Origin of the sequence: Streptomyces sp. SBT349 (assembly GCF_001083795.1) — a bacterium.
In the GTDB taxonomy this organism is placed as follows: domain Bacteria; phylum Actinomycetota; class Actinomycetes; order Streptomycetales; family Streptomycetaceae; genus Streptomyces.
The window spans coordinates 1-25,837 of sequence record NZ_LAVK01000074.1; the positions used below are offsets into that span (position 1 = coordinate 1).

A 25,837-nucleotide genomic window follows, 5' to 3' on the forward strand; every position below is an offset into this window, starting at 1 on the left:
CCGCCCCCGGTGTCCGCGGCCCCTCCGCGGCGTCCTCGGGCGACGGCATGAGCGCGGACTCCGGATCCTCCGCCGCGAGGGCCGTCAGCCGCACCCCCGTGTCCATGAACTCCGGATCCACATGGTGCACCGCCCGGTAGAGCGGGATCGCCGCCGCGCTGCGCCCGCTGCCCTCCCGCGCCCGGGCCAGCCAGTACCGCAGCTCCTTGCGCTGCGGCTGCTCGCTGCGGCACCGCATCAGCGCCGCCGTCAGCAGCGGCTCCGCCTGGTCGAACATGTCCAGCCGCACCCGCGCCATCCCGGCGAACAGGCCCGCCTCCACGCCGAGATGGGGGTCGTCGGTCAGCGAGGCGGTGAACCGGTAGAGCCCCTCCCAGTCCTTCGACAGATAGCAGCGGCAGGCGTGCAGGAAGCGCGCGTACGGGTCGGATTCCGGCGCGGGGCACTCGGCCAGCGCGCGGTCGAGCTCGGCCATCCGCCGCCCGTCGAGCAACTGCGAGGCGTGCGCCAGCAGCAGGTCCCGCGGCGTCTCCAGCACCGGCTGCACCCACCACCCCAGCCAGTACCAGGAGCTCAACGGGCGGCCGTGCCGCGTGCGTTGCTCGCCGAAACGCGTGCGGTTGCGGTACATGTGGCGCAACGCGGCCGGCACGTCGCTGCGCAGCGCGTGCAGCCCCAGCCAGGCGTCCGCCATCCCCGGGTCCTCGCGTACCGCCGCCCGGAACTCCTCCTCCGCCTCCGGGTACGCCGCCGCGGTGTAGGCGTCCACGCCGCGCAGCCACGCCAGATCGGCCCCGGTGTCAGGACGGTGCGGATCGCGCAGCACGCGAGCGCCAGAATTCATGACGACCCCCACAACGGGCTTCCGCCGCCTGTCCCCCGCACGGGGAGGGCCGCTTCAGCGGGCACGGTAGTGACCACCCCCCGGCTCCATCAGGATATCCGCAAAGGGCTCGGAGGGATCTTCGGCGAAGTGCCGCGCCTCCGCCGCCCGCCACTCGCGCCAGAACGCGTCGAGGCCGGGTCCGTCCCGGTGGAGCCCGCGCTGCCACGCCGTGGCGGCGGGCACCGCGAGCCAGACCAGGCAGGCCAGCCAGGGGCGCACGTCCCGCCTCCCCGCGCCGACGCCCTCGATCAGCACCACCGGGGCCGGCTCGAAGACCGCCGTGCCGCTGAAGGCCCGCCGTTCCCAGTCGTAGACCGGGTACCGCGCCGGCCGCCCCTCGGCCAGCGGGCGCAGCACCAGCCGGGTCAGCGGCCCGGTCCAGCCGAAGAACGCGTCGTGCGTGGCGAAGTCGTCGAGGCGCACCACGGGCGCGCCGCCGAGCGCGGCCGAGAGCCGGTCGGCCAGCGTGGACTTGCCCGAGCCGGCGTGGCCGTCGATCCCGATCAGCCGGGTCCCCCCGCAGGAGGGAGGCAGCGCCCGCAGCCTGGCCGGCAGCCCGGCGAGCCCGTCGTCGTCGGCGGAGATCATCGCGGTCACCCTCACGTCGTCACTGGTAGACACCAATATTGTTTCCGCGCGTTCCCGGTCACTTACTGGTCGTCAGCATCGTGACCGGAGATAGTGGTTGCCTGCCGTGCCAGCCCCCACCCGGCGCACGCCGGACACGACCGGGAGACGCATACGTGACCTCGACGCCCCGCCGCACCGTACTCGCCGCCGCCGTCGCCGCCGCGGTCGGCTCCACCGCCTCGTACTCCGCCTCCGCCTCCTCCGCGTCGGCGGACGGCGGCGGCGCCGGCGCCCGCCGGCGGCCCTCGCGCCCCTCCGCCGCGTCGACCGTGGACAACGCCGTCTGGACCTCCGCCGCCGACTGGAACGCCGGCCACGGCGACGGCATCACCGTGCTCACCGGCGCCAGGCCCGGCATCACCATCGGCGAGCCCGTCGGCACCGTCGAGTACGCCGACCCGCACACCGGCACCACCACCGGCTGGGAGTACGCCACCTGGCTCTCCCCCGACCACGAGGCCGCCACGCCCGCCGGCGAGTTGATCGCCTCCTGGAACGCCGACACCCCCGCCGGGACCTGGCTGCGCATCGAGATGATCGGCATCTACACGGACGGGTCCCACACCCCCTGGTACACGCTGGGCATCTGGGCCGCGGGCGACGCCGACATCCGCCGGACCTCGGTGGACGACCAGGGCGACGGCACGAGCAGCATCTGGACCGACACCTTCGCCATCGACGACACCGACGGCGATGTGCGCCTGGCCTCCTACCAGTTGAGGCTGACCCTGCACCGCGCCCCGGGCAGCGCGGCCACGCCCACCGTGTGGCGGCTGGGCGCGATGACCTCCGACGTGCCCGCCCGGTTCGAGGTGCCCGCGACGGCCCCCGGACCCGGCGCGGGCGTCGAGCTGACCGTTCCCCCGTACTCGCAGAACGTGCACATCGGCCGTTACCCCGAGTACGACAACGGCGGCGAGGCATGGTGCAGCCCCACCTCCTCGCAGATGATCATCGAGTCCTGGGGCCGGCGCCCCACCCCCGAGCAACTGGAGTGGGTCAACCCGGACTACGACGACCCGCAGGTCTGCCACGCGGCGCGTCACACCTTCGACTACCAGTACAACGGGTGCGGCAACTGGCCGTTCAACGCGGCCTACGCCGCCACCTACCAGGACATCCAGTCCGTCGTCACCCGGATCGCCACCCTCACCGACGCCGAGCGCCTGGTCGCGGCCGGGATCCCGCTGATCACCTCGCAGTCCTTCTACGAGGCCGAGCTCGACGGCGCGGGCTACGGCACCTCGGGGCATCTGATGACGGTCATCGGCTTCACCGAGGACGGCGACGTCATCGCCAACGACCCGGCCAGCGACAGCAACGACGTGGTCCGCCGGGTCTATCCCAGACGGCAGTTCGAGAACATCTGGCTCCGCACCCAGCGGTACAACGAAGCCGGCGGGGTCAGCAGCGGCACCGGCGGCGTCTGCTACCTGTACTTCCCCACGAACCTGACCGCGGCGCAGCGGAACGCGCTCGCCTCCGTGGGAATCCGCTGACGACGCGCGGACGCGCGGCCCCGGCCACCCGGCCGGAGCCGCGTTCCGCGCGCGGCAGGCGGCCCCGCCGCGGGACGGCGGGACCGGGGCGACGCGCCGGGTGACCACCCTCATCCGCGGCGCGCCCACCGGTCGGCGCCGTCATGATCGAACCCCCGGGTCCCGGCCACCCACCCCTCGGCCGTAACCTCGGCATGGAGCCCGTCGTTCTGCACACGACGTCCCTCGTCCCGGAAGGCAGCCCGACCTCGGTCGACTCCGACGGTTCGGGGTGTGGTTCCTGAACCCCATCCGAAACACCAGGCCGCCGCGACCCGGCGGCTCTGACGTGTGACCCCCGACCACCCCAGGGAGGAAACGCGATGATCATCCTCGACGGGGCCCGCCCGGTGCGGCGCCCCCTGCCCACCCCGGAATCCCGCGATCTGCTGGCGCTCGTCCGCGACTTGACCCAGCGCGAGATCCGGCCCCTGGCCGCGGCGGAGGAAGGGGCGGGGACCTTCCCCCGCGCCCTCTTCGCGCGGCTCTCCGCCGCCGGGCTGCTGTCGCTGCCCTTCGCCGAGGAGTACGGCGGAGGCGACCAGCCCTACGAGGTCTACCTCCAGGTCCTCGAAGAGCTCGCCTCGGCCCGGCTCACCGTGGGGCTCGGCGTCAGCGTCCACACGCTCGCCTGCCACGCCCTGGCCCGGTTCGGCACCGAGAAGCAGCGCGCCGAGCACCTGCCCGGCATGCTCGTCGGCGGGCAACTGGGCGCCTACTGCCTGTCCGAGCCCGGCTCCGGCTCCGACGCGGCGTCCCTGCGCACCCGTGCCGTCCGCGCGGGCGACGACTGGGTGATCACCGGCACCAAGGCGTGGATCACGCACGGCGGCGTCGCGGACTTCTACACCGTGCTGGCGCGCACCGGCGAGGAAGGGCCCCGCGGCATCACCGCGTTCCTGGTGCCGGGCGACGCGCCGGGGCTGTCCGCCGCCGCGCCGGAGCGCAAGATGGGCCTGACCGGATCGCCCACCGCCCAGGTGCACGTGGACGGGGTGCGCGTTCCGGACGCGCGCCGCGTCGGGGCGGAGGGGGAGGGCTTCCGGATCGCCATGGACGCCCTGGACGCGGGCCGCCTCGGCATGGCGGCCTGCGCGATCGGCGTGGCCCAGGCGGCACTTGACGAGGCCCTGGCCTTCACCGCGGCGCGCGAGCAGTTCGGGCGCCCCGTCGCGGACTTCCAGGGGCTGCGGTTCATGCTCGCCGACATGGCCACGGGGATCGAGGCCGGGAGGGCCCTCTATCTCGCCGCCGCCCGGCTGCGCGACGCGGGCGAGCCGTATGCCCAACAGGCCGCGATGGCCAAGCTGTTCTGCTCCGACACGGCGATGCGGGTCACCGTCGACGCGGTGCAGGCGCTCGGAGGGTACGGCTACACCGCCGACTTCCCGGCGGAGCGGTACCTGAGAGAGGCGAAGGCCCTTCAGATCGTCGAGGGGACCAACCAGATCCAGCGGACGGTCATCGCCCGCCACCTGGTGGAGACGCCCTAGACGGCGGTCGGTCAAGCGGCCTGGCGCATGCCGGCGCCGGACGCCGCGGCGTGCGAGAAGGGCTGGAGCCGCCAGTCGAGGCCCTCGGGCAGGGCCCCCGGCGCCGTGGCGTCACCACCGTCCGGAGCGTCGGGGACGCGCGCGGCGCCGGTGCCGGAGACGGTCCGGCCCGAGCCGGGACACAGCGTCAGTCCGAACGGGTTCCACGGGGTGGGGCAGAGAGCGTGCTGAGGCATCTCCTCGTCCGGCCCGGCCAGGGCGATCGGCCGCGCGCAGTCGGGGCAGACGACCCGGACCACGTCGGCGTCCCCCTCCTCGTCGGCGAACTCGGCCTCCATGTCGGACTCGACGCCGAACACGTCGGTTCCGGCATGCTTGAGTGGCTTCGCAGTGCGCATAAACATCCCCCTTGGACGGCACAATGGCGTTGGCCACAGCAACCAATGCCCGCCGCGATCAACGAATAATCGTGAACGGGAAACGGACACGGACGCGTGTTTGTGTCGTTCGTCACATAACCGTTGCCCTACCGTGCCCGGTCCGCTCCACCCCGGCGCACCCGTCACGGCGACGCCATTCCGGGTAGGTTACGGGCCGTGGAGGAACTGGACCGGCGCATCGTGGAACTGCTCGTCACCGACGGGCGGATGAGCTACACCGACCTGGGCAAGGCCACCGGCCTGTCCACCTCGGCCGTGCACCAGCGGGTGCGTCGCCTCGAACAGCGCGGCATCATCCGCGGTTACGCCGCCATCGTCGCGCCCGAGGCCGTGGGGCTGTCGCTCACCGCGTTCATCTCGGTGAAGCCGTTCGACCCCAGCGCTCCCGACGACATCGCCGACCGGCTGGCCGGAGTGCCCGAGATCGAGGCGTGCCACAGCGTCGCCGGCGACGAGAACTACATCCTCAAGGTGCGCGTCGCCACCCCCGCCCAGCTGGAGCACCTGCTCAGCCGCATCCGCACGCTGGCCGGCGTCTCCACCCGCACCACGGTCGTCCTCTCCACCCCCTACGAGTCCCGCCCGCCCCGCGTCTGAGCGCGGGGCGCCTCCGGAGCGCGGGGCCCGTCGTCCGCTCTCCCGCCGGGCCGGGAGACTGGCCCCCATGACCGTACGCACCACCCCGGGCGATCCGCCCCGCACCGTGCTCCTGCGCCGCGGCGAGGTCCACACCCCCGCCGACCCGTTCGCCACGGCCATGGCCGTCACCGGCGACCGCGTCGCCTGGGTCGGCTCCGAGTCCGCCGCCGACGCGCTCGCGCCCGGCGCCGACGAGGTCGTCGACCTGGACGGCGCCCTCGTCACCCCCGCGTTCACCGACGCGCATGTGCACACCACGGCAACGGGCCTGGCGCTGACCGGACTCGACCTCGCCGGGGCCCCCTCCCTGGCCCGGGCGCTCGCGCGGGTCACGGAACACGCCGCCGCGGCGGAGGCCGGGGGCGTTCTCACCGGCCACGGCTGGGACACCACCGACTGGCCGGAGCGGCGCGCACCCACCCGGGCGGAGCTCGACGCCGCCGCCGGGGGGCGCCCGCTCTACCTCACCCGGGTCGACGCCCACTCCGCGCTGGCCACCACCGCCCTGCTGGACCTGGTCCCCGGCGTGCGGGCGCTGCCCGGGTACCACCCGACGGGCCCGCTCACCGACGCCGCCCACCACGCCGTCCGCCGCGCCGCCGACGAGGCCGTGACCCCCACTCGGCGCGCCGCGGCGCAACGGGCCGCCCGCGCCCGCGCCGCGTCCCTCGGCATCGGGTCCTTCCACGAGTGCGGGGGGCCCGACATCTCCAGCGAGGAGGACCTGACCCGGCTCCTCGCCCGCGCCGCCGCCGAGCCCGGCCCCCGGGTCTTCGGCTACTGGGGCGAACTCGTCACGTCCGCGAAGGAGGCCGAGCGCGTCAGGGACCTCGGCGCGGTCGGCGCGGGAGGCGACCTGTTCGCCGACGGCTCCCTGGGCTCGCACACCGCGCATCTGTGCCACCCCTACGCCGACCACCCCGACGCCGGGCACGCCGGCTCCGCGCATCTCACCGCCCGGGACGTGGCGGCACACGTCGCCGCCTGCACCGAGGCCGGGCTCCAGGCGGGCTTCCACGCCATCGGCGACGCGGCCCTCGCCGCCGTCACCGAGGGCGTCGCCGCCGCGGCGGAACGGGTGGGCGACGCCCGGGTGCGGGCCCTGCGCCACCGCGTCGAGCACGCCGAGATGCTCACCGACGAGACGGTCGCCGCGTTCGCCGCGCACGCCCTGACCGCCTCGGTGCAGCCGGCGTTCGACGCGGCGTGGGGCGGCGAGGAGGGCATGTACGCCCGGCGGCTCGGCGCCGCGCGCGCCCGCACGCTCAACCCGTTCGCCCGCCTGCTGCGCGCCGGCGTCCCCCTCGCCTTCGGCTCCGACGCCCCCGTCACCCCGCTCGCCCCCTGGGAGGCGCTGCGGGCGGCGGCGTTCCACCGCACCCCGGAGCACCGCGTCTCCGTGCGCGCCGCCTTCGCCGCCCACACTCGCGGCGGCTGGCGCGCCGTCGGGCGCGACGACGCGGGCGTCCTCGTCCCCGGCGCCCCCGCCGACTACGCGCTCTGGCGCACCGGCGCGCTCGTCGTCCAGGCGCCGGACGACCGCGTGGCCCGCTGGTCGACCGACCCGCGCTCGGGCACCCCGGGACTGCCGGAACTGACCCCCGGCGCGCCGCTTCCCGAGTGCCTGCGCACCGTCGTCGGCGGGCGGACGGTGTACGACCGGCTGAACGAGTGATCCGCCGCCGCGGCCATACGCCGAACGACGTGCGCTCCGACCTGTCGAACGCCCCGCCCGCGCAGCACTGACCTGGCCCTTTGGCGGAAAGAGGCAGGTCAGACACCTGTTGACAGCCGCCCGCCGTGCAAGGGTAGGTTCGGCCGGGTCCACCACAGGACGTCCGGCCGGCGCTCCTCCGCGCAGCCGTCGAACGCTGCTGGGCCAGAGGGCGGGTGCCACGACCCCGGCACTCCGCCAGCGGGAGCCAGGTCCAGTTGCCTGCGGCACGGGGGCGGAAGGTTTCGTCCGGTCGGCGGGTGCGACCCGGGGCGGGGCCCGGACGCTCAGTAGACAACGGCTTCAGGCCGACTCGCAGCCAGCGGGTCCCGGGTCGGACCGAAGAGCTCCGGGTCCCGATCCGCAGCCCCACCTCGCCGACTCGCGCCGGCTTCGAGGTACGGTCGTTCATCATCGCCCGCTTCGCAGGAAGGCGACCGACCGTGCCATCGGGCCCCGAGACGACCACGGCCAGCGACGCAGAAGACGTGCGCCCGAGCCCGCGCGGGTCCGACCGCACCGCGCCGCTCGCCGGGGCCGCCGTCCCCCCGTCCCTGACCGGGACGCCGGCGTCCGCCGCGTCCGCGTCCGGCTCGGGTGGCCGTCGCCCCGGCCGGACGCGCAGGCTGGCCGCGTCCGCGCGGGCGACCTGGCGCCCCGCGCTGGCCGCCGCCGTCGCCGGACTCGCGCTGGCCGCCGCGTTCCCCCCCTATGACCTCTGGCCGCTCTCCCTGGCCGCGGTGGCCGCGCTGTCGGTGCTCACCCACGGGCGCAGCGCCGGGCAGGGGGCGTGGCTCGGCTTCGCGCTGGGGCTGCCGTTCTTCCTCGGTCTGCTGAAGTGGCTGAACGTCATCGGCTGGGACACCGTCGTCGGCCTCTCCGCGATCGAGGCCCTCTTCTTCGTTCCGCTCGGCGCCGGGCTCGCCGTCACCTCGCGGCTGCCCGCCTCGCCGCTGTGGGCCGCCTGCCTGTGGGTCGCCCAGGAGTGGGCCAGGGACCGGGTGCCGCTCGGCGGGTTCCCCTGGGGCCGCCTCGCCTTCGCCAACACCGGCACCCCGTTCACGCCCCTGGCCGCGCTCGGCGGCGCCCCCCTGGTCACCTTCGCGGTCGCGCTCACCGGCGCCCTGCTCGCCTGGGTCGTCCTGCGCCTGCGGCCCGCGCCGCGCGAGCGCCGCCTCGCCCTGCCGCGGGCCGCGGCGCTGCCGGTGGCGGGGGCCGTCGGCCTGGCCGCGGCGGTCACCGCCGCCGGATACGCGGTGCCGGTGCGCACCGACGCCGACGACACCGTCTCGATCGCGGTGGTGCAGGGCAACGTGCAGCAGGCGGGCATGGACTTCCTCGGCCGCCCCATGATGATCCTGAACAACCACGTCGAGGCCACCATGCGGCTCGCCGAGGACATCGACGCCGGGCGGGCCGAGCGCCCGGACCTGGTGATCTGGCCGGAGAACGCCTCCGACCTCGACCCCTACCGCGAGCCCGAGGCGTACGCCGCGATCGAGGGCGCCGTCCGCGCGGTGGGCGTGCCCGTTCTCGTCGGCGCCCTGGTGGACCACCCCACCGAGGAGGGCTACGTCGAGAACCAGGGCATCGTCTGGGACCCGGAGACCGGGCCGGGCGACTCCTACACCAAGCAGCACCCGGTGCCGTTCGGCGAGTACGTGCCGTTCCGCGACCAGCTGAGCAAGGTCATCTCCCGCCTGGAGCGCGTGCCGCGGGACTTCTACCCCGGCGAGGAGACCGGCGTCCTCGACGTGGGCCCGGCCCGCCTCGGCGACGTCATCTGCTTCGAGGTGGCCTACGACGGCATCGTGCGCGACACGGTCAACGACGGCGCCCGCGCCCTGGTCGTCCAGACCAACAACGCCACCTACGGCGGTTCCGGGCAGCCCGAGCAGCAGCTCGCCATGTCCCGGCTGCGCGCCGTCGAGCACGGCCGTGCCATCGTCACCGCGGCGACCAGCGGCATCAGCGCGGTCGTCGCCCCCGACGGCACCATCGAGCAGCGGACCGAGGAGTTCACCCAGGACGTGCTGACCGCCGACCTGCCGCTGCGGGACGACAGGACCGTGGCCGACCGGGTCGGCGCGGCCCCCGAGTGGGCGCTCGCGGGGCTGGGCCTGCTGGTGTGGGCCGGCGCCGCGGTCCGCGGTCGCCTCGCCCGCCGCGCGCGCGGCACCGGGACCCCGGTGGGTGCGGCGGCCGAGGGGGACACGGAGGGAACGGGAGACGCCGGGCGGCGGAAGGAGGGCGCCGCGTGAGCGACGCAGTGCGGCGTGAGCGTCGGCCGCTGGGCCGGGCCCTGGTGATCATCCCCACCTACAACGAGGCCGCCACCATCTCCCCGCTGGTCAAGCGCCTGCGCCTCGTCGCCCCCGAGTGCGACATCCTCGTCGCGGACGACAACAGCCCCGACGGCACGGGCAAGATCGCCGACGAGATCGCGGACGTCGACGGCCATGTCCACGTGCTGCACCGCCCCGGCAAGGAGGGCCTGGGCGCGGCCTACGTGGCGGGCTTCCGCTGGGGCCTCGACCGCGGATACGGCGTGCTGATCGAGATGGACGGCGACGGCTCGCACCGGCCGGAGGACCTGCCCCGGCTGCTGACCGCGCTGCGCGAGGCCGACCTCGTGCTGGGCTCGCGCTGGGTCCCCGGCGGCCGGATCGTCAACTGGCCCAGGTACCGCGAGCTGATCTCGCGCGGCGGCAGCGCCTACTCGCGGCTGCTCCTCGGCCTGCCGGTCCGCGATGTCACCGGCGGCTTCCGCGCGTTCCGCCGGCATGTGCTGGAGGGCATGGCGATGGAGGACGTCGTCTCGCAGGGGTACTGCTTTCAGGTGGACATGCTCCACCGGACGCTGAGGGCCGGGCACCGGGTCGCGGAGGTGCCGATCACCTTCGTGGAGCGCGAGCACGGTGACAGCAAGATGAGCCGCGACATCGTCGTCGAGGCGCTGTGGCGGGTCACCGCGTGGGGACTCGCCGCCCGGTTCGGTACACGCCGCCGTGACAGGCACACTTGACGCATGACGACCGGGGAACCGAACCCGTACCGAACGCGCCGGCCGCGACGGGGCCCGCGCGCGCTGCTGCCGCTGGCGATCGCGGCCTGGGCCGTGCTGGAGATCTGGCTGCTGCTCCTGATCGGTGACGCGGCCGGCGGGTGGACCGTCTTCCTGCTGCTGGTCGCCGCCTTCGTGATCGGCGCCGTGATCATCAAGCAGGCCGGCCGGCGGGCCTGGCAGCGCCTGAGCGAGGCGGTGAGCACCGGCGGCGCGCCGCCCGAGGACGACCGCGCCTCCCGCGGCGGGAACGGGCTGGCGATGCTCGGCGGCCTCCTGCTGATGGTGCCGGGCCTGATCTCCGACGCCGTCGGGCTGCTCTGCGTCTTCCCGCCGACCGCCGCGCTGCTGCGCCGGGCCGGAATGCGCCATGTGCGGCGTTCGGCGGGCCCGGTGGGCGCGGCGTTCGAGGAGGCCAGGGCGGCACGGGACCGCGCGCGGATGCGGCGGCCGGACGGCAGGGTGGTGCGGGGCGAGGTCATCCGCGAGGACGACGAGGACGACGAGAAGGGGCCCGGCCGCACCGATCCCGAGGATCGGGGTGACCGGGACCGGGGCGGCGGGGAGCTCGGCGGGCCCCGCTGACCTGACACGCGTGCGGGGCCCGACGGGCGGCCCCCGCACGCGGCGCCCACGGGCGCGGGGCATACAAACGGGCTGGGTCACTCTCCGGTGACCCAGCCCTTGGCCGATCGTGGTCGTGGTAGGGCCGACGGCCGTAACGTCGGCGGGTGCCCTAAGCCGACTTGCGGCTGTCCCGCGGATGCACCGCGATGTTCATCGCGCCGGAACGCAGTACCGCAAGCCGCTCGGCCAGCACCTCCTCCAGCTCCTCGCGGGTGCGGCGCTCCATCAGCATGTCCCAATGTGTACGGGCCGGCTTGCCCTTCTTCTCCTCCGGGCCCTCGCCGTCCACCAGCAGGGCTTGGGCTCCGCATACCTTGCATTCCCACTCCGGCGGGATCTCGGCCTCCACCGAGAACGGCATCTCGAACCGATGCCCGTTCTGGCATGCGTACTCCACCGCCTGACGCGGCGCGAGGTCGATGCCGCGGTCCGTCTCGTAGCTGGTCACCACGAGCCGCGTGCCGCGTAGAGCTCGCTCACTCATGAATCGTGCCTCCCGGGCTGGTCGCCCACAGGACAGGTGTCGCTGTCATCATCAATCAGGTCAACGTCCGGTCGGCGGTGAAGATTCCCGTTACAGGTATACGTCGCCCGTCGTACCGCCCCTTCACGTACCCACCGGCGTCCGGTTTGTCACATCTGACAGGAGATGTCACCCGACGTCCGCACAGGATGGCTCGTGGTGACGGGCCATCCGGCGGGAACGAAGGCGTAGAATACCCCGCCGCCGCCGGTCATCGAAATCCATTCCCGACCGAGTCCCCGGAATTGCGCAGATGCGCAGGAAGAACTGGGCCAGCGGGCCGATCGCCAGGGCGTACACCACGGTCCCCACGCCGACCGTGCCGCCGAGCGCGATGCCCGCCAGCAGCACCGTCACCTCGATCCCGGTGCGGACCAGGCGGGTGGAGCGGCCGGTGACGCGGTGCAGTGCCGTCATCAGCCCGTCCCGCGGTCCCGGGCCGAACTCCGCCGAGATGTACAGGCCCGTGGCCAGGCCGTTGAGCGCCACCGCGCCCAGCATCAGGGGCACTTGGACGGCCGGTGCCCCGGCGTCGGGGACCAGGGCCATGGTGATGTCCATCACGATCCCGATCAGCAGCACGTTCGAGACGGTGCCGAGCCCGGGGCGCTCGCGGAGCGGTATCCAGAGCAGCAGCACCAGCAGGCCCGTGAGGTTCACCACCATGCCGATCGAGAGGCCGGAGCGTTCGGAGACCCCCTGGTGGAACACGTCCCACGGGTCGAGCCCGAGCCCCGCCCGCACCATCAGCCCCGCGCTCACCCCGTAGAGCAGCAGGCCGCCGTACAGCTGTGCCAGCCGCCTCGGCAACCGATTCATGAGGACCCCTCCCTGGTGTGATTGGCCTGACGCGTGACACTCTGTGGTCCTCAGGGGCGCGATTCCCAGGGCCAATCGGCGAAAGGTGGACTCGGATCATGCCGCAGTGGACCTCGACGGTCGGGGCGGGCCAGCTGGCCCGGCTCCTCGGCTCCCGGGACGGCAGGGGCGCCGGGGCGAGTGCGCCGCAGGTACCCGCCTACCGCGCGCTCGCCGACGGGGTCAGGCTGCTCGTCCTGGAGGGGCGGGTGCCGGTCGCGGCGCGGCTGCCCGCGGAGCGGGAGCTCGCGGGCGCCCTGGCCGTCAGCCGCACCACGGTGGCCGCCGCGTTCGAGGCGCTGCGCGCCGACGGCTTCCTCCGGTCCCGGCGCGGCTCGGGGAGCTGGACCGCCGTCCCGGCCGGGCGCCCGCTGCCCGCGCGCGGACTCGACCCGCTGCCGCCCGAGTCGGTCGGCTCGGTGATCGACCTGGGCTGCGCCGCGCTTCCCGCGCCCGAGCCGTGGCTGACCCGCGCGTTCCACGGCGCCCTGGAGGCGCTGCCGCCCGCCGCCCGCACCCACGGTGACTTCCCGGCCGGACTCCCCGCCCTCCGCGAGGCCCTCGCCGACCGCTACACGGCCCTCGGCGTGCCCACGATGCCCGAGCAGATCATGGTCACCACCGGGGCCATGGGCGCGATCGGCGCCATCTGCCGCCTCTTCGCGCCCGCGGGCGAGCGGATCGCCGTCGAGCACCCCTCCTATGCCAACGCGCTCCAGCTGATGCGCGAGGCGGGCGCCCGGCTGGTGCCGGTCCCCATGGGCGAGGGGCTCGACGGCTGGGACCTGCCCGCCTGGCGCCGCGTGCTCGGCGAGGCGTCGCCCCGTCTCGCGTATGTGATGGCCGACTTCCAGAACCCGACGGGCGCGCTGGCCGACGAGGATCGGCGCAGGGAACTGGTCGCCGCCGCGCGCGCCGCGGGCACGGTGCTGGTGGTGGACGAGACCATGGCCGACCTGGGCGTCGACCTCGCCCCGGGTGAACGGCCCAGGCCGGTGGCCGCGTTCGACCATGGCGGCGCCGGGGTGATCACGGTGGGCTCGGCCAGCAAGGCGCTGTGGGCGGGGATGCGCATCGGCTGGGTCAGGGCCGCACCCGAGGTGATCCGCGGCCTTGTCGCGGCCAGGGCCCGCGCCGACCTGGGCAGCCCCGTGCTCGAACAGCTCGCGCTGTGCTGGCTGCTGACCTCGGGCGGCTGGGCGCGGGCGCTCGACCAGCGCCGCGCGGAGATCGGCGACAACAGGGCGGACGTGGTGGCGGCGCTGCGGGAGCACGTGCCCGACTGGGAGTTCGCCGTTCCCCGCGGCGGGATCACGCTCTGGGTGCGGACCGGCGGCCTGTCCGGGTCACGGGTCGCGGAGGCGGGGGAGCGGGCCGGGGTCCGCGTCGCCTCGGGGCCGCGGTTCGGGCTCGATGGCGCCTTCGAGGGGTATGTCCGCGTGCCGTTCATCGTGAGCGGACCCGTCGCCGTGGAGGCGGCGGGGCGCCTGGCCACGGCCGCCGCCCTGGTCTCCGACGGCCTCACCGCAGGCCTGGACACCCCCCTCGCCCACATCGCCTGAGAGCAACTGCGGTGCCCTGCGGGTGCCCTGCGGGCGGTGTGTGCGGTGTCACCCGTGGCGTGGGGCGGGGCTGTGTGCGGCGCGTTCCGTGGTGCGGGTGCCCTGCGGGCGGCATGTGCGGTGCCGCTGTCCGCGGTGCGGGTGCCTGCGGGCAGGCCGTGTGCGGCGGGCTCTGTGGTGCGGGTGCCCTCCGGGCGGGTGGTCCGCGGTGCGGAGGGTTTTGCGGTGCGCTCCGTGTGCGGTGTTGCCTGCGGTACGGGTGGCCTGCGGGGCGGGTCGTGGCTGGTGTTGCCCGTGGTGCGGGTGCCCTGCGGGCAGGCCGTGTGTGGCCTGCGGGCGGGTGTGGTGGTGGCCGTGGTGTGGAGGGCTTTGCGGTCCGCCGTTGGCGGTGGTGTCTGTGGTGCGGGGGGCCTTGCGGTGGGTCCGTGTGGCCGGGGCGGCGTTCGGGGTCTGCGTGGAGTGCCGTCTCACTTCGCGTCGGCGTAGCACTCCACCACGGCTGTCGAGAACGGGTACCGCACCGGGGTGGTGCCGAAGGTGAGGCGGCCCGCCGCCTCGCCCGATGCCCGCACCGCCTCGGCCACGGCCTCCGCCTCCTCCTCGGGGCAGTGCACCACCACCTCGTCGTGCTGGAAGAACACCAGCTCGGCGCGCATGTCCCGCAGCAGCGCGCGGAGCGCCGCGAGCATCAGCAGCGCCCACTCGGCGGCGCTGCCCTGGACGATGAAGTTCCGCGTGAAGCGGCCCCTGGCGCGCGCCGGTGCCCCCGGCCGGGCGTCCGGGTCGCCCGGCGGGCAGGTCCTGCCCAGCCAGGTCCGCACCAGGCGGCCCTCCTCGCCCGCCCGCGCCGCATCGTCCACGCAGGCGACCGCCGCGGGGAACCGCCGCCGCAGGTCGGCCAGGTGCCGCAGGCCCTCGCCCGAGGTCTGCCCGTAGATCGCGCCGAGCAGCGCCAGCTTGGCCGCCGCCCGGTCGCCGGAGAAGCCGCGGAGGGACAGCGCGGTGTACAGGTCGTCCGCGCCGCCCGCCGTCGCCATCAGGCCCGGGTCGCGGGAGATCGCGGCCAGCACCCGCGGCTCCAGCTGGTCGGCGTCGGCCACCACGAGACGCCAGCCGGGGTCGGCCACCACCGCGCGCCTGACCGCCCGCGGGATCTGCAACGCCCCACCGCCGTGCGTGGTCCACCGGCCCGAGGGGGCACCGCCGGGGACGTACTCCGTGCGGAACCTGCCGTCCCGCACCCAGGACCGCAGCCACGACCAGCCGTGCGCGGTGTGGATCCGGTACAGCCGCTTGTATTCGAGCAGCGGGGCCACCGCCGGGTGGTCGACGGCCCTGAGCTCCCAGGCCCGGGTGGAGGACAGCGTGATCCCGGCGCGGGAGAACGCCCGGATGATGTCGGCGGGCAGATCGGGACGGACCCGCGCGCCCCCGCCGAACGCCGAGGACACCCGCTCGGCGAGCTCGGCCAGCCGCCGGGGCTCGGCCGCGCCCGGATACCGCTCGCCCAGCAGCTCCGTCAGCAGCTCCCGGTGGATGTCGGCCCGCCAGGGCAGCCCCGACCTCCCCATCTCCGTGGCCACCAGCGTGCCCGCCGACTCGGCCGCCAGCAGCAGCCGCATCCGCTCGGGCCGGACCGCCAGGCCCGCCCGTTCCAGCTGTCCCTCGTACACGAGGAGCAGGGCCTCAAGCGGATCGGCCCCCGCGGGCAGCGGAACGGGCCCGGCGGCGAAGAGCGAGGGCTGCGCCGTCTCCGCCGTGGCCGGGGGCGGGTCCTCCGGCACCGGAAGCCCCCGCAGCCGCGCGTATCCCGCGCTCAGCGACCGGGGCAGCCCCCAGCTCCCCTCGTGCCCCAGCAGCAGCGCCTCGGCCGCCTCCACGTCGTAGCACCGCTCCACCCGCAGGCCCGCCGCCAGCACGCGCGGATAGAGGGCCGCCGTCGAGCGCCATACCCACCGCGTCACCCGGGGCCTGGCCCGCACCGCCGCGGCGGCGTCGGGCTCCGCCGTCACCGGCCCCGCCGGGCGCCCCCGCTCGTCCAGCGGGCACACGCGCACCGAGCCGTCGGCGTACTCCGCCAGCGCCCATCTCCCCGGCCGCCCCGGAGGCTCATCGCTCATGTGTCCGATTCTGGCAGCCGTCACTGACACCGCCCGGCCCCCGCCGTACTCCGCCGGGAGCAGCGCCGAAGCCGCTGAGCGGACGACGACGGGAGGCCCGTTCCCGAGGAGGCTCGGTACGGGACGAGGGAGAACCCTTCGGCCGAACGCGACGAACCGAGGAGGGGACGATGCCATGGAGATCCTGGCGAACGGCTGGCACGACGAGGGACCGGAACCCTGGTTCCTGCTCTTCCCGCTGATATGGGCGGCGATCCTGTTCACCGCCTTCTGGCTGCTGCGCCGCACCGTGTGGCGCGGCGGGCGCGGGCCGGGCCGCGAGACGCCCGCCGACCTGCTCGGCCGGCGGTTCGCGGCGGGCGAGATCGAGGCCGACGAGTACCGGGCGCGGCTCTCGGTGCTCACCGAGGACCGGCGCAAGGGCGGCGCCGGCTGAGCCCGCGGGTGCGGCGGCCCGGGAACGCCCCCGTTCCCGGGCCGCGGTCAGACGATGACGCGGGTCGGCGTGCCGCCGTCCCCCGCGATCACCAGCTCCGCCAGATGGGCGGCGATCTCGTCCCGGTCGGCGCCCGGCAGCCCCGCATCGGTCACCAGGGTGTCCACCTCGTCCAGCGAGGCGAACGAACTCAGGCCCGTCGTCCCCCACTTGGTGTGGTCGGCCACCACCACCACGCGCCGGGCCGAACGGATGAAGTGCCGGTTGGTCTCCGCCTCCGCGAGATTCGGCGTGGACAGGCCCGCCTCGACCGAGATGCCGTGCACCCCGAGGAACAGCACGTCGAAGTGGAGGGAGCTGATGGCCGCGTCGGCCACCGGGCCCACCAGCGCGTCCGAGGGCGTGCGCACCCCGCCGGTCAGCACCACCGTCGCCGGGTGCGCGGGCGCGGGCCCGCCCTCGGCGGCCTGCCGCGCGTTGTGGAACACGTCGGCGACCCGCACCGAGTTGGTCACCACCGTCAGCTCGGGCACTTCGAGCAGCTGGTGGGCGACCGCGAACGTCGTCGTGCCGCCGGACAGCGCCACCGCGCTGCCGGGCGTCGCCAGCGCCGCGGCGGCCCGCGCGATCTCGCTCTTCGCCGACAGCTCCAGCGAGGACTTCGCCTCGAAGCCCGGCTCGTGCGTGCGCCGCTCGGTCACCGGAACGGCGCCGCCGTGCACCTTCTCCAGCGAGCCCTGCCGCGCCAGCACGTCCAGATCCCGGCGCACCGTCATGTCGGACACCTGGAGCATGCGCGTCAGTTCACTGACCCGGATCCCGCCCCTGCGCCGCACCTCGTCCAGAATGAGCGCCCGCCGCTGACCGGCCAGCAGGTTCTGGTTGTCGCTCACGCCCACTCCTCGTTGACCCCGTCCGCACGCCGCGCCGTTCGCCCCGCCGCGGGTGCCGGCTGACATGCCGAGTGGTCATCCTCCCATGCCCCAACATCCCCCCGGCGGGGGCGGTTCGGGATCGTCCCGCCGGGAGAGGAGGGGGACGAAGGCAACCGACGACCGGGGGGATCGCGATGGACACCGAGGGAGCGGCGGGGGGGGCGACCCCCACGGACGAGGGGGGAACGGGCGAGGCGGCGGGCCCGCCGCCCGAGCCCGCCGTCGAGCTGCTCGTGCACGGCGTCGGAGGCACCACGCCCGCCGAGATGCTGGAGGACACCCGCGTCACCCGCGTCACAGGCGACGCCACCGCCAGCATCCACCGCCGCACCGACGACCTGGCCGACCGGCCCTGGAACGGAGCCGAGCCGGTGCGCGAGGCGTACTGGTGGTGCAACCTCACCTCGGGGAACGGGGCCCGCGCCCTGTGGCTGCTCCTGCTGCCCTTCATGATCGTGAACATCGCCCACTGGATGCGCCCCGCCACCCGCGGCCCCCGGTGGACCCACCGCGTCTACGACACCCTGGTCCGGCTGACCGCGCTCTCGCTCACCGTGCTGCTGGTCGCCGGGGCCTGCGCCGTCTCGATCGACCTCGTCGCCTGGCAGTGCGCCGGCTCGGCCGGCTGCGTCGAGGAGGCCGGCTGGCTGGAGCCCCTGGCCCAGGGCCGGGGCTGGTGGGGCCAGCCGGGGCGCCGCCTGGTGCTGGCCGCGCTGGTGCCCGTGGCGTTGCTCGTCCTGCTGTGGTGGCTCTCGCACCGCACCTGGAGCGCGTACGAGTCCGCCTCGCCGCCCGTCCGCCCCCGGCCCGCCGCGGACGGGAACGGGGACGCCCTGCTGAGCCTCCCCGGCTTCTGGTACGGCCGCGGCCTGGTCGCCCGGCTGCGCTCCTCCCACACCGCCGCGGGCCTGCTCACCGTGGCCGCCGCCCTGCTGACCGCCACCGGTCCCCAGGACAGGGGCTCGCAGGGGGACGGCGGAGCGGCGGCCGTGGGCTGGGCGCTGACCGGGCTGACGCTGGCCGGGTGGGTCGTGGTCCTGGTCCAGCAGGGCAGGCACGGCCGCACCGAGGAGGAGCCGGACCAGCGGCCGGAGCCGCCGTTCTCCCGCGCGCTGCCCTGGGCGGCGCTGGCGCTGCTGGCCCTGGTCGCGACGCACACCGCCTGGAGCCGCCCCGCGTGGGCGACCGAGGGGCGTCACCCGGCGGGCGGCGGCGTCTTCCCCGTGCTGATCGTGGTCCAGGGCGCCCTGGTGGTCGGCGTGGCCGTCACCGCGCTGCTGCTGCACCGGCGGGCGCGGAGCGCCGACCGGGGCGCGCTGGCCGGAGTCGGCGGCGCGTGCGTGGCGCTGCTGGCCTGCGGCCTCGGTGGCGTCTTCACCGGCGGGGTGGCCCAGCGCGTCGCCGACTGGCTCGACCCCTCGGCCCAGCCGGGGGAGGAGGGCGCGACCATCGCGGGGCCGCCGGTGGTGCTCAGCTGGGAGGCGTCCGCCATCCCGGTACTGCTGGCCGTGGTCCTGGCGCTCGCCGTGGTCGCCCTGCTCGGGATCCACGGGGAACGGGCCAGGCTCGTGCCCACGGTCAGGGAGCGCTACCCGGACGAGGCGTGCGAGGCGGACGGCGACCGCAGCGGGCGCATCGCCGCGGCCGTCGCCCGCGCCCGGCTGACGGACTCGGCGCCCGCCCTGGTCGCCTGGATCAGCGGGGCCTGCCTGGTGCTCGGCCTGGCGGCGGTGGCCGGGTCGCTGAGCGGCGACACCCCCTCGGAGGCCGCCGCGGAGGCGCCCGCCGCCCTCGCGGCGCTCGTGGACGCCTGCCAGGCGCTCGGCTCCTGGCTCATGGGCATAGGGGTCGTCCTCCTCCTCGCCATGGGCCGCCGCGCCTACCGTGACGCCGGGGCCCGCAGGACGGTCGGCATCCTGTGGGACGTCGGCACGTTCTGGCCGCGCGCCGCCCACCCGTTCGCGCCGCCCTGCTACGCGGAGCGGGCCGTTCCCGATCTCTCCTGGCGGATGGGGACCTGGATCGACGCGACCGGCGGGCGGCTGGTGATCTCGGGGCACTCCCAGGGCAGCGTGCTCGCCGCCGCGGCCGTCTGGCAGCTGGACGCGGCCACCCGCAGCCGCATCGCGCTGCTCACCCACGGCTCGCCGCTGGCTCGGCTCTACGGCCGCTGGTTCCCCGCGTTCTTCGGCCCCGAGGCGCTGCACTCCCTGCACGGGGACCTGCCGTGCTGGCGGAACCTGTGGCGGGACACCGACCCCATCGGCGGGCCGGTCGCGGTGACCGGGCGCGGGGGAACGGCCGTGGACCGCGGCCCGCTGGCCGACCCGCTGCACTACGGGCGCAATTTACGGCGCCCGCTTCCCGAACCGATCCTGGGCCACGGCGACTACCCGGACGACCCGGCGTTCGCGGAGGAGCGGGCCGAGCTGTTCCGGCGGGTGACGCGCGGTGCCGTCGCCCTGCCGGGCCCGCCGCCCCCCAGAGAACGGTCCTGACGCCGCGGTGGCGTTCACGGCGTCGTGGGCAGGTCCTCCGGGTGCATCACCGTCAGCTCCTCGGTGCTCGGCTCGGCCAGCCGCGCGACGCGCCCCGCGTGCCGCTCCACCATGGCCTCGAACGTCTGGCGGGCGGCCCTGCCGTTGCCGAAGGAGGGGCCCCGGTCCAGGGTCGTGAAGTACTTCAGCAGCGCCTCGCGGGTGCCCTCGCCGAGGTCGTACTCGTGCTCGCCGGCCTGCTGGTCGATGATGCTCAGCAGCTCCTCGGGGGAGTAGTCGCCGAAGGTGATCGTGCGGGAGAAGCGGGAGGCGACGCCGGGGTTGACGGCGAGGAAGCGCTCCATCTCGGCCGTGTAGCCCGCCACGATCACCACCACCGCCTCCCGGTGGTCCTCCATCAGTTTCACCAGCGTGTCGATGGCCTCGCGCCCGAAGTCGCGGCCCGCGTCCTCGGGGGAGAGGGCGTACGCCTCGTCGATGAACAGCACGCCGCCGCGGGCGCGTTCGAACGCCTCCTGGGTCCTGATCGCGGTGGAGCCGATGTGCTCCCCGACCAGGTCGACCCGGGAGACCTCCACCAGGTGCCCCCGCTCCAGCACCCCGAGCGAGGCCAGGATCTCGCCGTAGAGGCGGGCCACCGTGGTCTTGCCGGTGCCGGGGGAGCCGGTGAAGACGAGGTGGCGGCGGACCGAGGCGGCCTTGAGCCCGGCCTGCTGCCGGCGCCGCCCCACCTCGATCATGTCGATCAGGGCCCGCACCTCGCGCTTGACGGTCGCGAGCCCCACCAGGGCCTCCAGGTCGGCCAGCACCTCGTCGGAGGGGCGGCTGTCCTCGGCACCGGCCTCCGCCGCGGGCGGCGCGTCCGGGGCGGAGGCGTCCTCGGCCTTCGCCGCGTCGGTCACGGCCCGCTCGCGCGCCGTCGCGGTCGCCGTCGCGTCGGCGGTCTTCAGGCGGACGTCGGCGCCGGGGGCGGTCGTCTCGTCGCTCTGGCAGTCGGTGAGCACCGGGCTGTTCTCGGCGAACACGTAGCCGCCGCGCGAGCACCGCTCGGTACGGCAGTGGTCGAGCGTGCTCGCGCAGCCGTCGATGATGTGGAAGCCGTAGCCGCCCGAGCCGGTGATCCGGCACCGGGAGAAGCGGCCGCGTCCCCCGGCCGAGACGTAGACGCCGGCCTCGGCCGGGCCGCTGATCGTGCTGTCCCTGACCTCGGGGTCGGCCCCCTTGGTCACGATGACCCCGGTCCGCGCCCGGTCGATGGTGCAGCCGGTCACCGTGCCGCCGCTGCCCTCGTCGCGGAACCACGCGCCGGTGCCGACGCCCTGGATCCGGCAGGCGTCCAGCTGCGCGGCGGCGCCGTCGCTGACGGAGACGGCGGAGCCGCGGACCTCCTCGATGCGGCTGTCGACCACGTCGACGCGTGACCCGGCGTCCAGCACGAACAGCGCGTCCGGCACGTGGTGCACGTGGCAGGACTCCAGCACCGCCGTGGCGCCGTCGCTGACCCACACCGCCGGGTAGTCCCCGGCCGACTCGTGGATCTCGCAGTCGTGGGCGTCGGCGTGCGTGCCCGGGTCCCACACGGACAGGCCGTTGCGCCCGAAGCCGCTGATGCCGGTGCGGACCAGCGTGAGCACCGAACGGCCGCGCAGGTCGAGGGCGTTCTCCGGGACGTCGGAGAGCCTGCTGTCCGTCAGGGTCAGCACCGCCTCGGAGTCCAGGGTGACGCCGTCGCCCGTGGTCGCGGACACCTCGCACTCGGTGAGGTGTGCCGTGGCACGCTCGGCCAGCACCACGCCCGTGCCCCTGATGTCCCCGATGTGGCATTCCACCGCGTCGACGGCACTGCCCTCGCCGGTCACCGAGAGACCGGCCCCGGACGAGCGCCGGATCCGGCAGCGCTCCAGGCGCAGGTGCGCCGGGCCGCGCACCGAGACGCCCGGCTGTCCCGCCTCCACGACCTCGCAGTCCTCGAAGAGGCCGCCCGCGCCGTCCCCGACGCTGATGCCGGAGCCGGTCGGGTTGCTGACGGCGGACTGCCTGACGGTCGGGCGGGCGCCGCCGCGCACCTCTATGCCGGAGGCGGACGCGCTGTGGACCTGGATCCCCGTCAGCTCGGGCGTGCTGTTCTCGATCAGCACGGCGGGGGCCGACGTGTCCTGGCCCTCGATGCGCAGGTGCGAGACGGTGGCGGAGCCGCGGACCGTCAGCGGGACTCCCTCGGGGGGCGCGATCCGCGCCGGGCCGTCCTTGTCCTCGCCCGGACCGCGGACGGTGACCGACTGCTCGATCACCAGGTTCTCCCGGTAGGTGCCGGGGCCAAGGACCAGGACGTCGCCGTCGGCGGCGGCGGCCAGGGCTTCGGTGACGGTGCCGTAGACGGCGGTCCTCCGCCGCCAGCGTGCTGTTCCGGTGTGCGTCACCTGGACCGAGCCCTTAGTCATGGAATCGATGTGCCCCAACCTCATGCGATGACGGAAGCGCGCTACCACGCGTACATGGCCGCTCAACGGTAGCGCGCCGCGGACCGATGGAATGACCGGATCGACGGCGGTGCGCGCACGCCCCCCATGCGCAACCGCGCGCCGGTAGTGCGCCTGGGCGCCCCTCAGCCTACGTGGTCACGAACGGTGATCTGACATGCACGCTGGGTGCTCCGCCGCAGGAACGTCACGCCGGGATACCCACCAATTCCCTTGTGGAATCCGCGAGTTACCCCCACTTTCGAGTGATTGCCACCCTTCGGCGCATGCCTCTAGCTTCATTCGCGGGATCCCCCGAATGGCCCGCGTACGACCGCAGATTGGCGGTGCTTTTGCATGACCACTTCCACCGAACCGACCGAGGGTAATGCGGTGTCATCCCCTCGGCTGAGCCTGGACACGACGGCCGCCCGCAATCTCGCGACCACCACCAAGACACCCCCGCAAATGCAGGGGATCACCTCCCGGTGGCTGCTGCGCGTGCTCCCGTGGGTGCAGGTTTCCGGTGGTACGTTCCGGGTCAACCGCAGGCTCACCCACACCGTGGGGAACGGCCGGGTGGAATTCGTGTCGACCGGCGCCGAGGTGCGCGTCATTCCGGCCGAGCTCGGCGAACTGCCGCCGCTCGCCGGGTTCGACCAGGCGGACGTCCTCCAGGCCGTCGCCGCCGCCTGCGTCCAGCGGGACTTCGCGCCGGGGGACGTGATCGTGGCCGCCGGCACCCCGGCCGACCGGGTCGTCCTGATCGCCCACGGCAAGCTGGCGGTGCGCGGCGCCGGTGCCTATGACACGGAGACCCAGTTCGGCGTCCTGGCCGACGGCGACCACTACGGCGAGGGCGTGCTCACCGACGCGGACGCCGGGCTGTGGGAGCACAGCCTGATCGCCCTCACCAGCGGCACCGTTCTCACGCTCCCCGCGGGCGCGTTCGCCGAGATCGCCTCCCGCACCCCGGCGCTGACCGGCCACCTCGCCGCCTACCTCGCTGCCGAGCCCGACGGGACCAACGCGTACGGGGAGTCGGCGATCGCGCTGGCGTCGGGGCACGTGGGGGAGCCGGTGCTGCCGGGGACGTTCGTGGACTACGAGGCGGATCCGCGGGAGTACGAGTTGAGCGTGGCGCAGACGGTGCTGCGGGTGCACACCCGCGTCGCGGATCTGTACAACGAGCCGATGAACCAGGTGGAGGAGCAACTGCGGCTCACCGTCGAGGCGTTGCGTGAACGGCAGGAGCACGAGCTCGTCAACAGCCGGGAGTTCGGCCTGCTCCACAACGCGGACCTGGGGCAGCGCGTCCACACCCGCTCGGGCCCGCCCACCCCCGACGACATGGACGAACTGCTGGCGACCGTCTGGAAGGACCCGAGCGTCATCCTGGCCCACCCCAAGGCGATCGCCGCGTTCGGCCGGGAGTGCAGCGCCCGCGGCCTCTACCCGGGCGGCACGGACCTGGAGGGCCACGCGGTGCCGGCCTGGCGCGGCGTGCCCGTGCTCCCCTGCGACAAGATCCCGGTCAGCCCCTCCGGCACCAGTTCCATTCTGGCGCTGCGCACCGGGGAAAAGGCCCAGGGCGTCGTCGGGCTGCACCGCACCGGAATTCCCGACGAATACCAGCCGAGCCTGTCGGTGCGGTTCATGGGCATCAACGAGCAGGCCGTCATCTCCTATCTGGTGAGCGCCTACTACTCGGCCGCCGTCCTGGTCCCCGACGCGCTCGGAATTCTGGAGGACGTCGAGATCGGGCACTGACGTCCGTCCCCCGCTCGCCGCTCCGCCGCATCCCCCACCCACGTATGGAAGGCGCCCACCCGTGAACTCGCCCCTGAGCCTCGACACCACAGCGGCCCGCAATCTCGCGAGCACCCTCAAGACCCCGCCGCAGATGCAGGGCATCTCCCCGCGGTGGCTGTTGAAGGCGCTGCCCTGGGTGCAGGTCTCGGGCGGCACCTTCCGCGTGAACCGCCGGCTGACCCACACCCTGGGCAACGGGCGGGTCGAGTTCGTCGCCACCGGCGCCGACTTCCGCGTGATCCCCGCCGAGCTCACCGAACTGCCCCCCCTCGGAGGGCTGGAGGACCCCGCGGTCCTCGACGCGCTGGCCGGTGCCTGCGTCCAGCGCGAGTACGGCGCGGGCGAGGTCCTCGCCGAGGCCGGGCAGCCGGTGGGGGAGGTGCTGCTCATCGCCCACGGCAAGGTCCGCAGGCTGGGCCGGGGCGCCTACGACGGGGAGAGGTCGCTCGGCACCCTCGCCGACGGCGACTTCGCGGGCGACGGGGCGCTCGGGGGCGATCCCGGCGCGTGGGAGCACACCCTGCGCGCCGTCACGCGCTGCACCGTGCTCGCCCTGCCCCTGGCCGAGGTGGCGGCCGTGGCCGCCAGGTCCCCGGCGCTCCGCTCCCACCTCGACGGCTACGCGGCCAGGCCCGCCGTGCCCCGCAACAAGCGCGGCGAGGCCGACATCGCGCTGGCGTCGGGGCATGTGGGGGAGCCGGTGCTGCCGGGGACGTTCGTGGACTACGAGGCGGATCCGCGGGAGTACGAGCTGAGCGTGGCGCAGACGGTGCTGCGGGTCCACACGCGCGTCGCCGACCTCTACAGCGAGCCGATGAACCAGGTGGAGGAGCAACTGCGGCTCACCGTCGAGGCGTTGCGTGAACGGCAGGAGCACGAGCTCGTCAACAGCCGGGAGTTCGGCCTGCTCCACAACGCCGACCCGCGTCAGCGCATCCACACCCGCTCGGGCCCGCCCACCCCCGACGACATGGACGAACTGATCTCCCGGCGCCGCAAGACCCAGTACCTCCTCGCCCACCCCAGGACCATCGCCGCGTTCGGCCGCGAGTGCAGCGCGCGCGGGATCCACCCCGGCCACACCGAGATCGACGGCGTCCGGCTGGGCGCCTGGCGCGGCATCCCGCTGCTGCCCTGCGACAAGATCCCGGTCACCCCCCTGGGGACCAGCTCGGTCCTCGCCCTCCGCACCGGCCAGGAGAACCAGGGCGTCGTCGGCCTGCACCAGACCGGCATCCCCGAGGAGTACGAACCCAGCCTGAACGTCCGCTTCATGGGCATCAACGAGCAGGCGGTGATCTCCTACCTGGTGAGCGTCTACTTCTCGGCGGCCGTCCTCGTCCCCGACGCCCTCGGCATCCTGGAGGACGCGGAGGTCTGACGACCGCCGCCTCGCGTCCCTCCTCCCCCACTCGCTCCTGCGTCCCTCCCGCGGTGCGGCGCGGTGCGCCGCCCGCGCTAGTGGCCCGCCCCCTGCTCCGACCAGTACCCGGGCGACGGGTACTGCTGGGGGCCCGGCTGCGGCTGGGGCTGCGGCTGGCCCGGGTACGGGCTCTGGGCCTGGTACGCCCCGGGCTGCATCGCGCGCGGCGCGGCCGGGCGG

General features: G+C 74.7%; 19 protein-coding genes and 1 pseudogene. 12 read left to right on the forward strand and 8 right to left on the reverse strand.

The features are described from left to right. Both ADY01_RS12030 and ADY01_RS12035 read right to left on the reverse strand, forming a co-directional pair. Nucleotides 1–844, reverse strand: a pseudogene (locus ADY01_RS12030) (CbxX/CfqX); the annotation flags it as partial. Nucleotides 845–898: 54 nt separating this feature from the next. Beyond that, nucleotides 899–1,474 carry a uridine kinase family protein gene (locus tag ADY01_RS12035; protein ID WP_049570555.1) on the reverse strand — a complete coding sequence of 192 codons (576 nt, stop codon included), beginning with the start codon at nucleotides 1,472–1,474 and terminating at the stop codon, nucleotides 899–901. 155 nt (nucleotides 1,475–1,629) lie between these two features. Between ADY01_RS12035 and ADY01_RS12040 the strand changes: the two genes are divergently transcribed. After that, entirely contained in the window at nucleotides 1,630–3,015 is a 1,386-nt protein-coding gene (locus tag ADY01_RS12040) for a peptidase C39 family protein (RefSeq protein WP_049570499.1), read from the forward strand. A gap of 362 nt (nucleotides 3,016–3,377) precedes the next feature. After that, nucleotides 3,378–4,547: an acyl-CoA dehydrogenase family protein gene (locus ADY01_RS12045; RefSeq protein ID WP_420715648.1), complete on the forward strand. Its 1,170-nt coding sequence runs from the start codon at nucleotides 3,378–3,380 to the stop codon at nucleotides 4,545–4,547. Between the two features lie 11 nt (nucleotides 4,548–4,558). On the opposite strand, the gene ADY01_RS12050 is transcribed toward ADY01_RS12045, so the two are convergent. Beyond that, entirely contained in the window at nucleotides 4,559–4,945 is a 387-nt protein-coding gene (locus tag ADY01_RS12050; RefSeq protein WP_063784200.1) for a hypothetical protein, read from the reverse strand. A gap of 198 nt (nucleotides 4,946–5,143) precedes the next feature. On the opposite strand from ADY01_RS12050, the gene ADY01_RS12055 reads away from it, so the two are divergent. The 5 genes from ADY01_RS12055 (at nucleotide 5,144) to fxsA (ending at nucleotide 10,989) form a co-directional block, all read left to right on the forward strand. Further along, nucleotides 5,144–5,584, forward strand: coding sequence for an Lrp/AsnC family transcriptional regulator (locus tag ADY01_RS12055; RefSeq protein ID WP_049570506.1), 441 nt, complete (start codon nucleotides 5,144–5,146; stop codon nucleotides 5,582–5,584). A gap of 67 nt (nucleotides 5,585–5,651) precedes the next feature. Further along, complete coding sequence (locus ADY01_RS12060; RefSeq protein ID WP_049570509.1) at nucleotides 5,652–7,301, forward strand: amidohydrolase; 1,650 nt, start codon at nucleotides 5,652–5,654, stop codon at nucleotides 7,299–7,301. A gap of 482 nt (nucleotides 7,302–7,783) precedes the next feature. Next, entirely contained in the window at nucleotides 7,784–9,601 is a 1,818-nt protein-coding gene (gene lnt, locus ADY01_RS12065; RefSeq protein ID WP_049570512.1) for an apolipoprotein N-acyltransferase, read from the forward strand. Further along, nucleotides 9,598–10,365 (forward strand): polyprenol monophosphomannose synthase, encoded by a 768-nt coding sequence (locus ADY01_RS12070; protein WP_049570515.1) that lies wholly within the window; start codon nucleotides 9,598–9,600, stop codon nucleotides 10,363–10,365. The genes lnt and ADY01_RS12070 overlap by 4 nt, the downstream gene beginning before the upstream one ends. A 3-nt stretch (nucleotides 10,366–10,368) precedes the next feature. Next, complete coding sequence (fxsA, locus tag ADY01_RS12075; protein ID WP_049570519.1) at nucleotides 10,369–10,989, forward strand: FxsA family membrane protein; 621 nt, start codon at nucleotides 10,369–10,371, stop codon at nucleotides 10,987–10,989. A gap of 151 nt (nucleotides 10,990–11,140) precedes the next feature. Here the strand turns inward: fxsA and ADY01_RS12080 are convergent, their stop codons facing one another. Continuing rightward, nucleotides 11,141–11,515, reverse strand: a complete 375-nt coding sequence (locus ADY01_RS12080; protein WP_049570522.1) for an RNA polymerase-binding protein RbpA — start codon at nucleotides 11,513–11,515, stop codon at nucleotides 11,141–11,143. Nucleotides 11,516–11,683: 168 nt separating this feature from the next. Next, entirely contained in the window at nucleotides 11,684–12,373 is a 690-nt protein-coding gene (locus tag ADY01_RS12085) for a YczE/YyaS/YitT family protein (protein WP_049570525.1), read from the reverse strand. Nucleotides 12,374–12,471: 98 nt separating this feature from the next. Here ADY01_RS12085 and ADY01_RS12090 point away from each other — a divergent pair, with 98 nt between their 5' ends. Further along, complete coding sequence (locus ADY01_RS12090) at nucleotides 12,472–13,974, forward strand: PLP-dependent aminotransferase family protein (RefSeq protein ID WP_049570529.1); 1,503 nt, start codon at nucleotides 12,472–12,474, stop codon at nucleotides 13,972–13,974. A 467-nt stretch (nucleotides 13,975–14,441) separates the two neighbouring features. On the opposite strand, the gene ADY01_RS12095 is transcribed toward ADY01_RS12090, so the two are convergent. After that, nucleotides 14,442–16,094: a bifunctional 3'-5' exonuclease/DNA polymerase gene (locus ADY01_RS12095; protein WP_049570533.1), complete on the reverse strand. Its 1,653-nt coding sequence runs from the start codon at nucleotides 16,092–16,094 to the stop codon at nucleotides 14,442–14,444. Nucleotides 16,095–16,269: 175 nt separating this feature from the next. Between ADY01_RS12095 and ADY01_RS12100 the strand changes: the two genes are divergently transcribed. After that, on the forward strand, nucleotides 16,270–16,530 hold the full coding sequence (locus ADY01_RS12100; protein ID WP_049570536.1) for a hypothetical protein: 261 nt from the start codon (nucleotides 16,270–16,272) through the stop codon (nucleotides 16,528–16,530). A gap of 47 nt (nucleotides 16,531–16,577) precedes the next feature. Here ADY01_RS12100 and ADY01_RS12105 read toward each other — a convergent pair whose 3' ends face one another. Beyond that, on the reverse strand, nucleotides 16,578–17,423 hold the full coding sequence (locus tag ADY01_RS12105; RefSeq protein ID WP_049570539.1) for a DeoR/GlpR family DNA-binding transcription regulator: 846 nt from the start codon (nucleotides 17,421–17,423) through the stop codon (nucleotides 16,578–16,580). 176 nt (nucleotides 17,424–17,599) lie between these two features. Between ADY01_RS12105 and ADY01_RS12110 the strand changes: the two genes are divergently transcribed. Further along, complete coding sequence (locus ADY01_RS12110; RefSeq protein WP_199826216.1) at nucleotides 17,600–19,963, forward strand: hypothetical protein; 2,364 nt, start codon at nucleotides 17,600–17,602, stop codon at nucleotides 19,961–19,963. A gap of 14 nt (nucleotides 19,964–19,977) precedes the next feature. Here the strand turns inward: ADY01_RS12110 and ADY01_RS12115 are convergent, their stop codons facing one another. Next, nucleotides 19,978–22,404 carry a right-handed parallel beta-helix repeat-containing protein gene (locus ADY01_RS12115; protein WP_049570542.1) on the reverse strand — a complete coding sequence of 809 codons (2,427 nt, stop codon included), beginning with the start codon at nucleotides 22,402–22,404 and terminating at the stop codon, nucleotides 19,978–19,980. A 375-nt stretch (nucleotides 22,405–22,779) separates the two neighbouring features. On the opposite strand from ADY01_RS12115, the gene ADY01_RS12120 reads away from it, so the two are divergent. Further along, complete coding sequence (locus ADY01_RS12120; RefSeq protein ID WP_049570545.1) at nucleotides 22,780–24,192, forward strand: family 2B encapsulin nanocompartment shell protein; 1,413 nt, start codon at nucleotides 22,780–22,782, stop codon at nucleotides 24,190–24,192. Between the two features lie 61 nt (nucleotides 24,193–24,253). After that, a complete protein-coding gene (locus tag ADY01_RS12125; RefSeq protein ID WP_049570548.1) occupies nucleotides 24,254–25,615 on the forward strand; it encodes a family 2B encapsulin nanocompartment shell protein in 1,362 nt (453 codons plus the stop codon). The last annotated feature ends 222 nt before the right edge of the window (nucleotides 25,616–25,837 follow it).

What these genes read in the sequence shown, in the direction of transcription:
- ADY01_RS12080 (WP_049570522.1), bottom strand. Translation starts at nt 11,515, where the DNA reads ATGAGTGAGCGAGCTCTACGCGGCACGCGGCTCGTGGTGACCAGCTAC.
- ADY01_RS12085 (WP_049570525.1), bottom strand. Translation starts at nt 12,373, where the DNA reads ATGAATCGGTTGCCGAGGCGGCTGGCACAGCTGTACGGCGGCCTGCTG.
- ADY01_RS12120 (WP_049570545.1), top strand. Translation starts at nt 22,780, where the DNA reads ATGACCACTTCCACCGAACCGACCGAGGGTAATGCGGTGTCATCCCCT.
- ADY01_RS12090 (WP_049570529.1), top strand. Translation starts at nt 12,472, where the DNA reads ATGCCGCAGTGGACCTCGACGGTCGGGGCGGGCCAGCTGGCCCGGCTC.
- ADY01_RS12100 (WP_049570536.1), top strand. Translation starts at nt 16,270, where the DNA reads ATGGAGATCCTGGCGAACGGCTGGCACGACGAGGGACCGGAACCCTGG.
- ADY01_RS12110 (WP_199826216.1), top strand. Translation starts at nt 17,600, where the DNA reads ATGGACACCGAGGGAGCGGCGGGGGGGGCGACCCCCACGGACGAGGGG.
- ADY01_RS12050 (WP_063784200.1), bottom strand. Translation starts at nt 4,945, where the DNA reads ATGCGCACTGCGAAGCCACTCAAGCATGCCGGAACCGACGTGTTCGGC.
- ADY01_RS12035 (WP_049570555.1), bottom strand. Translation starts at nt 1,474, where the DNA reads ATGATCTCCGCCGACGACGACGGGCTCGCCGGGCTGCCGGCCAGGCTG.
- ADY01_RS12060 (WP_049570509.1), top strand. Translation starts at nt 5,652, where the DNA reads ATGACCGTACGCACCACCCCGGGCGATCCGCCCCGCACCGTGCTCCTG.
- ADY01_RS12115 (WP_049570542.1), bottom strand. Translation starts at nt 22,404, where the DNA reads ATGACTAAGGGCTCGGTCCAGGTGACGCACACCGGAACAGCACGCTGG.
- fxsA (WP_049570519.1), top strand. Translation starts at nt 10,369, where the DNA reads ATGACGACCGGGGAACCGAACCCGTACCGAACGCGCCGGCCGCGACGG.
- ADY01_RS12095 (WP_049570533.1), bottom strand. Translation starts at nt 16,094, where the DNA reads ATGAGCGATGAGCCTCCGGGGCGGCCGGGGAGATGGGCGCTGGCGGAG.
- ADY01_RS12045 (WP_420715648.1), top strand. Translation starts at nt 3,378, where the DNA reads ATGATCATCCTCGACGGGGCCCGCCCGGTGCGGCGCCCCCTGCCCACC.